Source organism: Nocardioides imazamoxiresistens (assembly GCF_032378595.1).
In the GTDB taxonomy this organism is placed as follows: Bacteria; Actinomycetota; Actinomycetes; order Propionibacteriales; family Nocardioidaceae; genus Nocardioides; species Nocardioides imazamoxiresistens.
Map to the genome: position 1 here is coordinate 227,482 of NZ_JAVYII010000005.1, position 12,544 is coordinate 240,025.

The window sequence follows — 12,544 nt, forward strand, 5'->3', positions numbered from 1 at the left end:
GCGCCCGGTCGGCGCGCCGTTCGTTCCACCGTAGTTCGACGGCGGAGCGCGACCGGATGGCCGCGCTCCGCGATCAGGCCCGCTGGGTGACCGGCTTCCAGCCCGGCCGACGCGACTCGTACGCCGTGATGTCGGCGTCGTGGCCGAGCGTGATGCCGATGTCGTCGAGGCCCTCCAGCAGGCGCCAGCGGGTGTAGTCGTCGATGTCGAAGGAGTCCTCGATCGCGTCCGGGCCCTCGCCCGCGCGCACGGTGCGGGTCTCGAGGTCGACGGTCACCGAGGCGCCCGGCTGCTCCTCGAGCAGCGACCACAGCCGCTGGACGACCTTCTCGTCGACCTGGGCCGCCACCAGTCCGGCCTTGCCGGAGTTGCCGCGGAAGATGTCCGCGAAGCGGGGGCTGATGACCGCGCGGAACCCGTAGTTCTGCAGGGCCCACACGGCGTGCTCGCGCGACGAGCCGGTGCCGAAGTCGGGGCCGGCCACGAGCACCGAGCCCTGGGCGTACGCCGGCTGGTTCAGCACGAAGGTCGGGTCGTTGCGCCAGGCCGCGAAGAGCCCGTCCTCGAAGCCCGAGCGCGTGACGCGCTTGAGGTAGACGGCGGGGATGATCTGGTCGGTGTCGACGTTGCTGCGCTTCAGCGGGACGCCGACGCCGGTGTGCGAGGTGAACTTGTCCATGACAGCTCCCGGGTTCAGCTCGGGGCGCCGGCGACGGCCGGCTCCAGGTCGGCGGGGGACGACAGGGTGCCGCGGATCGCGGTCGCCGCGGCCACGGGGACGGAGACGAGGTGGGTGCGACCGCCCTTGCCCTGCCGGCCCTCGAAGTTCCGGTTCGACGTCGACGCGCTGCGCTCGCCGGGCTGGAGCTGGTCGGGGTTCATGCCCAGGCACATCGAGCAGCCGGCGCCGCGCCACTCGGCGCCCGCCTCGGTGAAGACCACGTCCAGGCCCTCCTCCTCCGCCTGCAGGCGCACGCGCACGGAGCCGGGCACGACGAGCAGACGCGTGTCGGCGGCGACGTGGCGACCGCGGACCACGTCGGCGGCCGCGCGCAGGTCCTCGATGCGGCCGTTGGTGCAGGAGCCGACGAAGACGGTGTCGACCTTGACCTCGCGCAGCGGGGTCCCGGCCTCCAGGCCCATGTAGGCGAGGGCCTTCTCCGCCGCGAACCGGTCGTCCGGCTCGTCGAAGTCGTCGGGCGACGGGACGCTCGCGCCGAGCGGCGCACCCTGACCGGGGTTGGTGCCCCAGGTGACGAACGGGGTCATCTGCGAGGCGTCGAGGACGATCTCGCGGTCGAAGACGGCGTCCTCGTCGGTGACCAGCGTCTTCCAGTGCGCCACGGCCGCGTCCCAGTCGTCGCCCTGCGGCGCCTCGGGACGGCCCTGGATGTAGTCGAAGGTCGTCTGGTCGGGCGCGATGAGACCGGCCTTGGCGCCCCACTCGATCGACATGTTGCACACGGTCATCCGGCCCTCCATCGAGAGCTCGCGGATGGCCTGGCCGCGGTACTCCACGATGTAGCCCTGGCCGCCGCCCGTGCCGGCGTGCGTGATCAGCGTGAGCACCATGTCCTTCGCCGTGACGCCCTCGGGCAGGGAGCCCTCGATCGTGACGGCCATGGTCTTCGGCTTGGCCTGCGGCAGCGTCTGGGTGGCGAGCACGTGCTCGACCTCGGACGTGCCGATGCCGAAGGCGATCGAGCCGAACGCGCCGTGGGTCGAGGTGTGCGAGTCGCCGCACACGATCGTCATCCCGGGCTGCGTCAGGCCCAGCTGCGGGCCGATGATGTGCACGATGCCCTGCTCGACGTCGCCGAGGGGGTGCAGCCGCACGCCGAACTCCTCGGCGTTGCGCCGCAGCGTCTCGACCTGCGTGCGCGAGACCGGGTCGGCGATCGGCTTGTCCCAGTCGACGGTCGGGACGTTGTGGTCCTCGGTCGCCAGCGTGAGGTCGGGCCGGCGCACGGGGCGCCCGGCGAGGCGCAGGCCGTCGAAGGCCTGCGGCGAGGTCACCTCGTGGAGGAGGTGGAGGTCGATGTAGAGGAGGTCCGGCTCGCCCTCGACGCTCCGCACCACGTGCTCGTCCCAGACCTTCTCGGCCAGCGTGCGCGCGACCGCACGGCTCTCCGTCCCACTCACGGTTCCTCCAACTGCGCCACAGAGGTCGGTGGATCTCATCCGACCCGCCGAGCACTCTAACCCTTGCATCCCAGTGAATGAGACGTCAGTATTGCCATATGGACAAGGGAAGTGGCGTCGGCGTGCTCGACAAGGCGGCGCTGGTGCTCACCGCGCTGGAGGCCGGACCGGCGACGTTGGCGGGGCTGGTCGCCAGCACCGGACTGGCTCGCCCGACCGCGCACCGCCTGGCGGTCGCGCTCGAGCACCACCGGCTCGTGGCGCGCGACATGCAGGGCCGCTTCGTGCTCGGACCCCGGCTCTCGGAGCTCTCCGCCGCCGCGGGCGAGGACCGCCTGCTCGCCGCCGCCGGCCCCGTGCTCGCACGCCTGCGCGACATCACCGGCGAGTCCGCCCAGCTCTGGCGCCGCCAGGGCGACCACCGCATCTGCGTCGCCGCGGCCGAGCGGCCCAGCGGCCTGCGCGACACCATCCCCGTGGGCTCCCAGCTGACCATGCGGGCGGGCTCCGCGGCGCAGGTCCTCCTCGCGTGGGAGGACCCGGACCGGATGCAGCGGGGCCTGCAGACCGCCGCGTTCTCCGCCACGGCCCTCTCGGGCATCCGTCGCCGCGGCTGGGCGCAGTCGGTCGGCGAGCGCGAGCAGGGCGTCGCGTCGGTCTCGGCCCCCGTCCGCTCCCCCAGCGGCAAGGTCATCGCCGCGGTGTCGGTCTCCGGTCCGCTCGAGCGCCTCTCGCGCCAGCCGGGCCGCATGCACGCCCCCGCGGTGCTCGCGGCCGCGGAGCGGCTCAGCGAGTCGCTGCGCCGCGCCGCCGCGGAGTAGCCGGGAAGGCCGCGAGCGGGGCCGGCTCAGAACAGCGCGCCCCGCTCCAGGTCGAGCAGCACCCGCTTGCGCTCGAGGCCGCCGGCGTACCCGGTCAGCGTGCCGTTCGCCCCGATCACCCGGTGGCAGGGCACCACGACCGGGACGGGGTTGCGGCCGTTGGCCAGCCCCACGGCACGCGAGGCCGCGCCGCTCATCCCGAGCCGCTGCGCCACCTGGCCGTACGAGGCCGTCTCCGCGTAGCCGATCCGCGCCAGCTCCGCCCACACGCGCTGCTGGAACGGCGTGCCGGCCGGGGCCAGGGGCAGGTCGAAGTGCGTCAGGGCGCCCGCGAAGTACGCCCGCAGCTGGCGCACCGCCTCGACGAGCACCGGGACGGCGTCGTCCCGCTCGTCCGTCGGACGCAGCGGCGCGTCGGGGAACGGCGAGAACTCGATCGCGGTGATCGCCCCCTCGTGCTCGACGATGCGCAGCTCGTCGATCGGTGAGTCCACGACGGTCCACATCAGCTCTCCTCCTCGTTCTCCGCCGACGGCGCCGCGGACGGCATCACGGTCGACCACAGGTGCAGCAGGGCGTACGAGCGCCACGGCCGCCACGCCTCGACCCGCTCCGGCGTCAGCGGCGGGTGGCCCAGCCCGGCGACCGCGCGGCGCACGCCGACGTCGGTCGGCAGGAACACGTCGGGGTGCCCCAGGGCGCGCAGGGCCACGTAGTCGGCCGTCCACGGCCCGATGCCCGGCAGCTCCACCATCCGTGCGCGGACCTCGTCGCGCTCGCTGCCGCGGTCGAGGCGCACGCGCCCGGACTCCAGCGCGGCCGCCAGCGCGAGCACCGCCCGGCCGCGTGCGTGCGGCATCGAGAGCCGCTCCGGGTCGGCCTCGGCCAGCGCCGCGGGCTCGGGGAAGACGTGGGTCAGGCCCGGTACGCACCCGCGCAGCGGCTCCGGCAGCGGCTCGCCGTGGCGCGCCACGAGGCGGCCGGTCACGGTGCGCGCGCCCGCGACGCTGACCTGCTGACCGATCACGGCGCGGATCGCGAGCTCGGCGCCGTCGACGGCGCCCGGCACGCGCAGACCGGGCCGGGCGGCGACGAGGGGCGCGAGGAGCGGGTCGGCGCCGAGGTGGCGGGAGGCGGCTGCGGTGTCGGCATCCGCGTCGAGCAGCCGACGCGCGCGCTCCAGGGCGGCCGCGGTGTCGCGCAGGTCGCTGAGCCACAGGCGTACCGGCAGCTGGGCGACGCCGGGCACCTCGGCCGGGACGTCGACGAGCTCCACCTCCAGGACCGCGGGGCCGTGGGGCAGCGCGAGGGTGCGCGCGTACGCCCGCCCGCGCACGACCTCCATGCCCGGCACGACGTGGAAGGCGAGGAAGGTCAGGACGTCGTCGCCCGCGTAGGGCGTGCGCACCGCCAGCCGCAGGTGCAGGGCGCCGCTGCCGTCGCCCGGCGGCGTGGTCGCGACCGTCCGAGCGGAGCGCAGCTCGCGCGGGGACGTCGCGTAGACCTCCTGCACCGTCGCGTTGAACTGGCGGACGCTGGCGAACCCGGCGGCGAAGGCGACGTCGGTGACGGGCAGGTCGGTGCTCTCCAGCAGGGTCCGGGCGGTCTGGGCCCGCCGTGCCCGGGCCAGCGCCAGCGGCCCGGCGCCGAGCTCGGCGAGGAGCAGGCGGTGGACGTGGCGGGGGGTGTACCCGAGGGCGTCCGCGAGGCCCTCGACACCGGCCCGGTCGACCAGCCCGTCGCCGATCAGCCGCATCGCCCGGCCCGCGACGTCGGCCGCGACGTCCCACTCGGGACTGCCGGGTGCGGCGTCGGGCAGGCAGCGCTTGCAGGCGCGGAAGCCGGCCCGCTGCGCCGAGGCGGCGCTGGGGTGGAAGGCGACGTTGGCGAGGGCGGGCGTACGCGCCGGGCACGACGGACGGCAGTAGATCCCGGTCGTGCGCACCGCCGTCCAGAACATGCCGTCGAAACGGCGGTCGCGGCTGCTCACGGCCCGGTAGCAGGCCTCGGGGTCGAGCCGGCGGGTCGTGGCGCCCGGCTCGGCGCCCGCACCCTCCGCCGCGTCGTCGCTCGTCGTCATGCCGCCCATCCTGCCGCGCCCGACCGACGCACACACGCGGGAATCGGACACGGCAGGGAGACCCTGCTCGGCGGCTCAGCCCAGACGCGCCGCGAGGTTCTGCAGCAGCTCGGTGTGGATCCGGCCCAGGCCCTTGGGGGCGAAGGTGCGCTCGAAGAACCCGCCGATGCCGCCGGCGCCCTGCCAGGTCGTGGTCGCGACCACGGTCGAGCCCGATCCCTGCGGGGTGACCCGGAAGACGGTGACCAGGGTCGAGTTGCGGTCCTTCTCGGTCACCGAGTCCTCGCCCACCGTGACGTCGGCGACGACGTGGCGCACGCGCTTCTTCGTCGCGTGCAGACGCCAGGTCGCGACCGTGCCGGCGCCCGTGCCGCCCTCGAGCACGGCGTAGTCGGTGTACTGCTCCGGCTGGATCGCCGGCCGGGTCTCGACGTAGTCCGCCAGGGCCGCGCGCACCTCGGCGGGGGCGGCGGGGACGGTCGCCTCGGCGACGGCGGTGACCTGGGCCATGGGGGTGCTCCTCGTGGTGGCGCGGGGGTGGACGACCGGACGGTCGGCCCCCGCCACCCTAGGACGCCCGCTCCCCACCGCCCGGTGTCGTCCCGCGCCGTGGAGCGTGACCTGTGTCCCCCCGGACCCCGGACCGCGGCGGACGGAAATGACGAAGGGCCCGGTCCGATGGACCGGGCCCTTCTGCCTGTACCCCCGACCGGATTCGAACCGGCGCTACCGCCTTGAGAGGGCGGCGTGCTAGGCCGCTACACAACGGGGGCATCGTCTCCGCAGATCCGCCTCGCGGCTTCCCTGTGGCAACTCGAGAGACTCTAGCGAAGCTGGCGTCTCACACAAAATCGCGGTTCCGGTGGCCACCAGGACCGCGATCTCGCTGGGATACAAGGACTCGAACCTTGACTAACTGAACCAGAATCAGTCGTGCTGCCAATTACACCATATCCCAATGGTTCCGGCCCTTACCGAGCCGAGGAGAGACCATACACGCGACCACGGGACGCGATCAAAACGGCCGAGTCGGCCCGCTTCCGCTCGCGCATCCACCGGTGCACCAGGAGGGCTCCGCCGAGGAAGACGGCGGTCCGCACGACCGTCACCGGCACGGCCCACCAGCTGCTCTCGGTGGCCGTCAGGACCTGGTCCATCTGACCGAGCAGCACGGCCAGCCCGAAGGCGAACCAGTTGTTGACCACGTGCATCGCGATGGGGGCCTCGAGCCCGCCGGTGAGGATGACCAGCACCCCGGCCATCACGCCGAAGGCGAAGCGGTCGAAGAACAGCGGCGGGTTCTGCGCCCCGTGCGCCAGGGCGAAGAGCGTCGCGGGCACGAGGACGGCCAGCACCTTCGCGAGCCGCTCCGAGGAGAAGATGCCACCGGCGACCTGGGTGAGGTAGCCGCGGAAGACGTACTCCTCCGCCGCCGCCTGGAACGGCGTCACCAGCAGCACGACCAGCAGGAAGTCGCGGGTCGTGGCCGACCAGCTCGCGAGGGTCACCTGGCTGTCGACGGCGGGGTCGACCTCGGCGAGCGACGGGTCGAGCAGGCTCACCACGACGGAGGTCGCCAGGCCGGCGATGAACGCCACCACGGAGACGCCGAGGCAGGCCAGCAGGAACTTCCAGCGGATCCGCGGGGCCACCGACGACAGCCAGCGGGGCTTGAGGCCGTGCAGCCGCCCGACGGCCCACACGACCGGGATCATCACCGCCAGCGACGTCAGCAGGTACGCCAGCGTGACCGGCCGCACCGGCTCCCCCGGATCGAGCACCAGGGCGTCGAGCGCGCCGTCGACCCCGCTGCCGGTCGCCGCGAGCACCGCCGCGAAGGCCACGAGCACCACGAGGGGCACCACGAGCATCATCGAGGCGGCGACGACCACCACGCCGAGCACGCCACGCCACCAGGCACGCTCACCAGCCAGGTGCAGCCGGTGGTACTCCAACGGCGGGTACGCCGCGTCGAGCTCCGCCGCCGTCGGACCGCCCCGCTCCCCCGGTACCGCAGACGGCGCCGGGGCCGGCGCCGGCGGGGCAGCCGGCGTCACCGGGGCGGCCGGGCCAGCCGGGCCCGCCGGCGGCGCGGAGGCACTGCCGGGCGGCGCCCACTCCGACGACATCAGACGAGCGCGCCGCGCAGCCGGCCCAGGCCGCGCTCGCGGCCGAGGAGCTCGAGGGACTCGAACAGCGGCGGCGAGATGCGTCGACCGGTGACCGCGACGCGTACCGGCCCGAAGGCGTTGCGCGGCTTGAGGCCCAGGCCCTCGACCAGCGCCACCCGCAGCGCCTCCTCGATGGCCGCGGTGGACCACTCGTCCAGCGCGGCGAGCGCGTCGTGCGAGGCCTCCACGACCTTGCGGCCGTCCTCGTCGAGCACCTTGGCGACGTCCGCCGGGTCCCGGGTGAACGCCTCCTCGTCGACGAACAGGAAGCCGAGCATGTCCACGGCCTCGGTGAGCTTGTTGATCCGCTCGCCCACGAGCGGCATCGCCTGCTCGAGCAGCTGAGCGTCCGCGTCGCTCACCGGGTCGCCCACGACGCCGGCGTCCTTGAGGAAGGGCAGGACCCGGTGCGTGATCTCGTCGAGCCCGAGCGTGCGCATGTGGGCGGCGTTGATCGCCTCGGCCTTCTTGGTGTCGAAGCGCGCCGGCTGCGGGTTGACCCGGCCGATGTCGAACGCCTCGACCATCTCGTCCATGGTGAACACGTCGCGGTCCTCCGCGATCGCCCAGCCCAGCAGGGCGAGGTAGTTCAGCAGGCCCTCGGGCAGGAAGCCCTCGTCGCGGTAGGCGAACAGGTGGGCCTGGGGGTCGCGCTTGGAGAGCTTCTTGCTGCCCTCGCCGGTGATCAGCGACAGGTGGCCGTAGGCCGGCGTCCGCTGCGCCACGCCGAGGGCGACCAGCGCGTCGAACAGGGCGAGCTGGCGGGGCGTGGAGGAGAGCAGGTCCTCGCCGCGCAGCACGTGGGTGATCCCCATCAGCGCGTCGTCGACGGGGTTGACCAGGGTGTAGAGCGGGTCGCCGTTCGCGCGGCACAGCGCGAAGTCGGGCACGAACTCGGTCTCGAACGTGATCTCGCCGCGCACGAGGTCGTCCCAGGTGAGCGACCCGTCGGGCATCCGGAAGCGCACGACCGAGGCCCGGCCCTCCGCCTCGAAGGCGTCGCGCTGCTCGGGGGTGAGCTCGCGGCAGAAGCCGTCGTAGCCCATCACCTTGGAGCCCGACGCCTTGCGGCGCGCGTCGACCTCCTCGTTGCGGCAGAAGCAGTCGTAGGTGTACGACGACGCGGCCAGCTGCGCCAGCACGTCGCGGTAGAGGTGCTCGCGCTCCGACTGGCGGTAGGGGGCGTGCGGGCCGCCGACCTCCGGCCCCTCGTCCCAGTCGAGGCCGAGCCAGCGCATCGCGCCGAGCATGGCGTCGTAGGACTCCTGCGTGCTGCGCGCCTTGTCGGTGTCCTCGATGCGGAAGACCAGGGTGCCGCCGTGGTGGCGGGCGAACGCCCAGTTGTAGAGCGCCGTGCGGGCGAAGCCGACGTGCGGGGACCCGGTCGGCGAGGGGCAGAAGCGGACGCGGACGTCCTTGCCGGTGGGGGCGTTCATCGGGAGACCACCTTGTTGGTCAGGGAGCCGAGGCCCTCGACGACGATCTCGACCTCGTCACCCGGCGCCATCGGGCCGACGCCCTCCGGGGTGCCGGTGAGGATGAGGTCGCCGGGCAGCAGGGTCATCACGCTGCTCACGTAGGCGACGAGGGTGGGGATGTCGAAGACGAGGTCGGCGGTCGTGCCATCCTGCACGACGTCGCCGTTGAGGTACGTCTGCACCCGCCGCCCCTGGGAGAAGTCGTGCGGGTCGAGGTCGGTCTCGATCCACGGGCCGACGGGGCAGAAGGTGTCGAAGCCCTTGGCGCGCGTGAACTGCACGTCGCCCTTCTGCAGGTCGCGGGCGGTCACGTCGTTGGCGATCGTGTAGCCGAAGATGACGTCGGTCGCCTTCTCGACGGGCACGTCGCGGCAGATCCGGCCGATGACGACGGCGAGCTCGCCCTCGTACTGCACGTCCCGCGACTGCTCGGGGTGCACGATCGCGTCGCCGGGGCCGACGACGCTGGTGTTGGGCTTGAGGAAGACCAGCGGCTCGCTCGGCACGTCGTTGCCCAGCTCGGCGGCGTGCTTGGCGTAGTTGCGCCCGATGCCCACCACCTTGCTGCGCGGGATCACCGGCGCGAGCAGCTTGACGTCGGCCACCCTGTGCTGGCGCTCGAGGAGCTTGACGCCGACGTACATCGGGTCTCCGGCCAGCTCGACGATCGTCGCGTCGTCGCTGAGCTGGCCGTGCTCGTCGAGGTCGCCCGTCAGGACGCCGTACTGGGGATCTTCACCTACGAGGAATCGGGCGATACGCACCCGGGGAGCCTATCGCCCACCTATATGACATCGTCACTGTCACATCCCTTGCCGCCCCCGACCGCGCCGCCCTATCGTCGCCGGGGTGACGACCACCACCTCCCGCACCGTCCGCACCAGCGACGGCGTCGACCTCGCCGTCGTCGAGGAGGGGCCCGTCGGCGCGCCCGTCCTCGTGCTCGTGCACGGCTACCCCGACGACCGCACCGTGTGGGACGGCGTGGCCGCCCACCTCGTCGACCGGTTCCGCGTGGTCCGCTACGACGTGCGCGGCTGCGGCGCGTCCGGGGTGCCCGCCCGCACCCGCGACTACGCCCTCGAGCGGCTGGCCACCGACCTGCGCGAGGTGGTCGACGCCGTGAGCCCGGGCGTACCCGTGCACCTGGCCGCCCACGACTGGGGCTCGATCCAGACGTGGGAGGCGGTCACCGACCCCGCCCACGCCGGGCGCTTCTCCTCCTTCACCTCGATCTCCGGCCCCAGCCTCGACCTGGCCGCGCGGTGGCTGCGCGCCGGGGCCCGCCACCCGCGCGCGGCGCTGGCACAGCTGGCCGCGTCCTCCTACATCGCCCTGTTCCAGCTGCCGGTGCTGCCGGAGCTCGCCGCGCGCTCCGGCCTGCTGGACCGGGCGGTCGCGCACTCGGAGCGGGCCGGTACGCCCTGGCGCCGCGGCCGGACGGTGACGCGACGCCCGCGCAAGGACGCCGTCAACGGCCTGGAGCTCTACCGCGCCAACTTCCTCGAGCGGATGCGACGTCCCCGCCGGGTCGGCACCGACGTGCCCGTCCAGGTGCTCGCCCCCACCCACGACGCGCACGTCTCGGTCGCGCTGCAGACCCGGGCTCCGGTCGGCTTCGCGACCCGGCTGCACACCCGCACCATCGTCGGCAACCACTGGGTGGTGGCCCAGCGGCCCGCGACCGTCGCCGCGAAGATCACCGACCTCGTCGACCACACCACCGGCGGCCCGCTCCCCCGCTCGCTGCGTCCGCGCTCGCGCCACGGCGACCTGGCCGGCCGGCTGGCCCTCGTCACGGGCGCGGGCAGCGGGATCGGCCGCGCGACCTGCGTCGAGCTCGCCCGCCGCGGGGCGGACGTGGTGGTCACCGACCTCGACGAGACGACGGCGAAGGAGACGGTCGGCCTGGTGGAGCAGGCGGGCGGCGAGGCGTGGGCGTACGTCCTCGACGTCACCGACCCCGCGGCCTGGGACCGGGTGGCGGAGACCGTGGCCACCGCCCACGGCGTGCCGTACGTCGTCGTCAACAACGCGGGCATCGGGATGGGCGGCCCGTTCCTGGCCACCACGCTCGAGGACTGGCGGCGCGTCGTCGACGTCAACCTGTGGGGCGTCGTGCACGGCTCCCGCGTGCTCGGCCGGATGCTCGCCGAGCACGGCGAGGGCGGTCACCTCGTCAACGTCGCCAGCGCCGCCGCGTTCGCACCGAGCCGGTCGCTGCCGGCGTACGCGGCGACCAAGGCCGCCGTGCTCAGCCTCACCGAGTCGCTGCGCGCCGAGCTCGCGTACGCCGGGATCGGCGTCACCGCGGTGTGCCCCGGCTTCGTCGACACCAACATCACGCGCACCACCCGCTTCGTGGGCACCGACCCGGACGAGCAGCGCCGGCTCAGCGAGCACCAGCAGGCCGCGTACCGCCGCCGCGACTACCCGCCGGAGCGCGTGGCGCGCCACCTGGTCGACGCGATGCTGGCCGACCGGCCGGTCGCCGCGATCAGCGCCGAGGCGCGGGCGCTGCAGCTGGGCCACCGCTACCTGCCGGCCCTGACGCGCCGCTTCGCCCGCCTGGACCTCAACGAGCTGTGAGCAGGCGGCGCCGAGGTCCTACCCTTGGTCGCCATGGTGACGACGGCCCCCGACCCGGTGCAGATGCAGGCGCCGGTGGAGGTGCTCAGCGAGGCCGAACTGGACCGCCGCCGCGACGCGCACGAGGCCCGCGTCGACGCGTTCGTCGCGCCCCACCTCGCCCGCCGCTCCGAGCGGGTCAAGCACCCCGTGCACGACTTCCTGTTCACCTACTACTCGCAGCGCCCGGCGCAGCTGCGGCGCTGGCACCCCGGCCACGGCGTGCGCGTCCCGGCGTCGCGGGCGCGGGCGTACGCCGGGCTCAAGGGCTACGTGGTCGACCCCGACGGCACCACGACGGTGGGTGAGGCGCACGTGCGCGCGCAGCGCCCCCTGCTCGAGGCGCTCGTGCGGCTGCTGCGCGCGACCGCGGCCCGGCCGGCGAACCTGGGCTGCTTCGGCCTGCACGAGTGGGCGATGGTCTACGGCCTCACCCCCGAGGAGGTCCGCCACGCCGACTGGCCGCTGCGGCTCGGCGCCGAGGGCACCGACCGCGTCGTCGAGGGCCACCGCATCGCGTGCTCGCACTTCGACGCGTACCGCTTCTTCACCCCCGCCGCGCGCCCGCTCAACCAGCTGGCGCCGAGCGCGGGCGACCGCGAGGCGCACGAGCAGCCGGGCTGCCTGCACGCCGGGATGGACCTCTACAAGCACGCCTTCCGGCTCACCCCGATGGTCTGCTCGGACCTCGTGGCCGACTGCTTCGCGCTGGCGCGCGACATCCGCGAGACGGACATGCGCGCGGCGCCCTACGACCTGCGCGCCCTGGGCTTCGAGCCGATCCGGGTCGAGACCGCCGAGGGCAAGCGGGCCTACGCCGACCTGCAGCGCTCCTACGCCGAGCGCGGCGCGCCGCTGCGCGCCCGGCTCGTCGCGGAGTGCGAGCGGCTGCTCGCGGTCGCCGACGGCTGAGGGTCAGATCCAGCGCGCCCCGATCTCGTCGTGCAGCTGCTGGGTCTTCTGCACCATCAGCACGCCCTGCTCCACCTTCGTCTCCAGGCCGACCCGCGTCGCGACCTCGACGATCGCGTCCCGCTCGGCCGGGTGCTCGTCGGCATCGCCGCCGTCCCACAGCTGCAGCCAGCGGTCGGTCGGGTCGTCGCTGCCGTGGTCGGCCCAGTGGCGGCAGACCAGGTCCAGCTCGTCCTGGGTCATCGGGCGGGTGGGGGTCGCGTACACGGGGGGTCTCCTGCCGGTCGGTGAGGGTGGGCGGCCGCACCGTGT

12 protein-coding genes and 2 tRNA genes are annotated in these 12,544 nt (G+C 74.0%); 3 read left to right on the forward strand and 11 right to left on the reverse strand.

Annotation, left to right across the window (positions count from 1 at the left end):
* Nucleotides 1-73: 73 nt before the first annotated feature.
* The gene (gene leuD / locus RDV89_RS12615; protein ID WP_315733404.1) at nucleotides 74-679 is read right to left on the reverse strand and encodes a 3-isopropylmalate dehydratase small subunit; all 606 of its coding nucleotides are present in this window, start codon (nucleotides 677-679) and stop codon (nucleotides 74-76) included.
* 14 nt (nucleotides 680-693) lie between these two features.
* Nucleotides 694-2,142, reverse strand: coding sequence for a 3-isopropylmalate dehydratase large subunit (gene leuC, locus RDV89_RS12620; RefSeq protein WP_315733405.1), 1,449 nt, complete (start codon nucleotides 2,140-2,142; stop codon nucleotides 694-696).
* A 98-nt stretch (nucleotides 2,143-2,240) separates the two neighbouring features.
* Between leuC and RDV89_RS12625 the strand changes: the two genes are divergently transcribed.
* Nucleotides 2,241-2,963 (forward strand): IclR family transcriptional regulator, encoded by a 723-nt coding sequence (locus tag RDV89_RS12625; RefSeq protein WP_315733406.1) that lies wholly within the window; start codon nucleotides 2,241-2,243, stop codon nucleotides 2,961-2,963.
* Between the two features lie 26 nt (nucleotides 2,964-2,989).
* On the opposite strand, the gene RDV89_RS12630 is transcribed toward RDV89_RS12625, so the two are convergent.
* The 8 genes from RDV89_RS12630 to RDV89_RS12665 form a co-directional block, all read right to left on the reverse strand.
* Nucleotides 2,990-3,469 (reverse strand): methylated-DNA--[protein]-cysteine S-methyltransferase, encoded by a 480-nt coding sequence (locus tag RDV89_RS12630; protein ID WP_315733407.1) that lies wholly within the window; start codon nucleotides 3,467-3,469, stop codon nucleotides 2,990-2,992.
* On the reverse strand, nucleotides 3,469-5,043 hold the full coding sequence (locus RDV89_RS12635; protein ID WP_315733408.1) for an AlkA N-terminal domain-containing protein: 1,575 nt from the start codon (nucleotides 5,041-5,043) through the stop codon (nucleotides 3,469-3,471). Before RDV89_RS12635 ends, RDV89_RS12630 begins: the two co-directional genes overlap by 1 nt.
* A 75-nt stretch (nucleotides 5,044-5,118) precedes the next feature.
* The gene (locus RDV89_RS12640) at nucleotides 5,119-5,553 is read right to left on the reverse strand and encodes an SRPBCC family protein (RefSeq protein ID WP_315733409.1); all 435 of its coding nucleotides are present in this window, start codon (nucleotides 5,551-5,553) and stop codon (nucleotides 5,119-5,121) included.
* Between the two features lie 190 nt (nucleotides 5,554-5,743).
* Nucleotides 5,744-5,816: transfer RNA gene (locus RDV89_RS12645), tRNA-Glu, on the reverse strand.
* 113 nt (nucleotides 5,817-5,929) lie between these two features.
* Nucleotides 5,930-6,001, reverse strand: a tRNA-Gln gene (locus RDV89_RS12650).
* A gap of 13 nt (nucleotides 6,002-6,014) precedes the next feature.
* Nucleotides 6,015-6,947, reverse strand: a complete 933-nt coding sequence (locus tag RDV89_RS12655; protein ID WP_315733410.1) for a CPBP family intramembrane glutamic endopeptidase — start codon at nucleotides 6,945-6,947, stop codon at nucleotides 6,015-6,017.
* A 224-nt stretch (nucleotides 6,948-7,171) separates the two neighbouring features.
* Nucleotides 7,172-8,650, reverse strand: a complete 1,479-nt coding sequence (gene gltX, locus RDV89_RS12660; RefSeq protein ID WP_315733411.1) for a glutamate--tRNA ligase — start codon at nucleotides 8,648-8,650, stop codon at nucleotides 7,172-7,174.
* Entirely contained in the window at nucleotides 8,647-9,456 is an 810-nt protein-coding gene (locus RDV89_RS12665; RefSeq protein WP_315733412.1) for a fumarylacetoacetate hydrolase family protein, read from the reverse strand. The genes gltX and RDV89_RS12665 overlap by 4 nt, the downstream gene beginning before the upstream one ends.
* Before the next feature lie 85 nt (nucleotides 9,457-9,541).
* On the opposite strand from RDV89_RS12665, the gene RDV89_RS12670 reads away from it, so the two are divergent.
* Together RDV89_RS12670 and RDV89_RS12675 are read left to right on the forward strand one after the other, a co-directional pair.
* Nucleotides 9,542-11,281 carry an SDR family oxidoreductase gene (locus tag RDV89_RS12670; protein ID WP_315733413.1) on the forward strand — a complete coding sequence of 580 codons (1,740 nt, stop codon included), beginning with the start codon at nucleotides 9,542-9,544 and terminating at the stop codon, nucleotides 11,279-11,281.
* Nucleotides 11,282-11,314: 33 nt separating this feature from the next.
* The gene (locus RDV89_RS12675; protein ID WP_315733414.1) at nucleotides 11,315-12,232 is read left to right on the forward strand and encodes a 3-methyladenine DNA glycosylase; all 918 of its coding nucleotides are present in this window, start codon (nucleotides 11,315-11,317) and stop codon (nucleotides 12,230-12,232) included.
* Between the two features lie 3 nt (nucleotides 12,233-12,235).
* Here RDV89_RS12675 and RDV89_RS12680 read toward each other — a convergent pair whose 3' ends face one another.
* Entirely contained in the window at nucleotides 12,236-12,499 is a 264-nt protein-coding gene (locus tag RDV89_RS12680; RefSeq protein ID WP_315733415.1) for a hypothetical protein, read from the reverse strand.
* Nucleotides 12,500-12,544 lie beyond the last annotated feature (45 nt).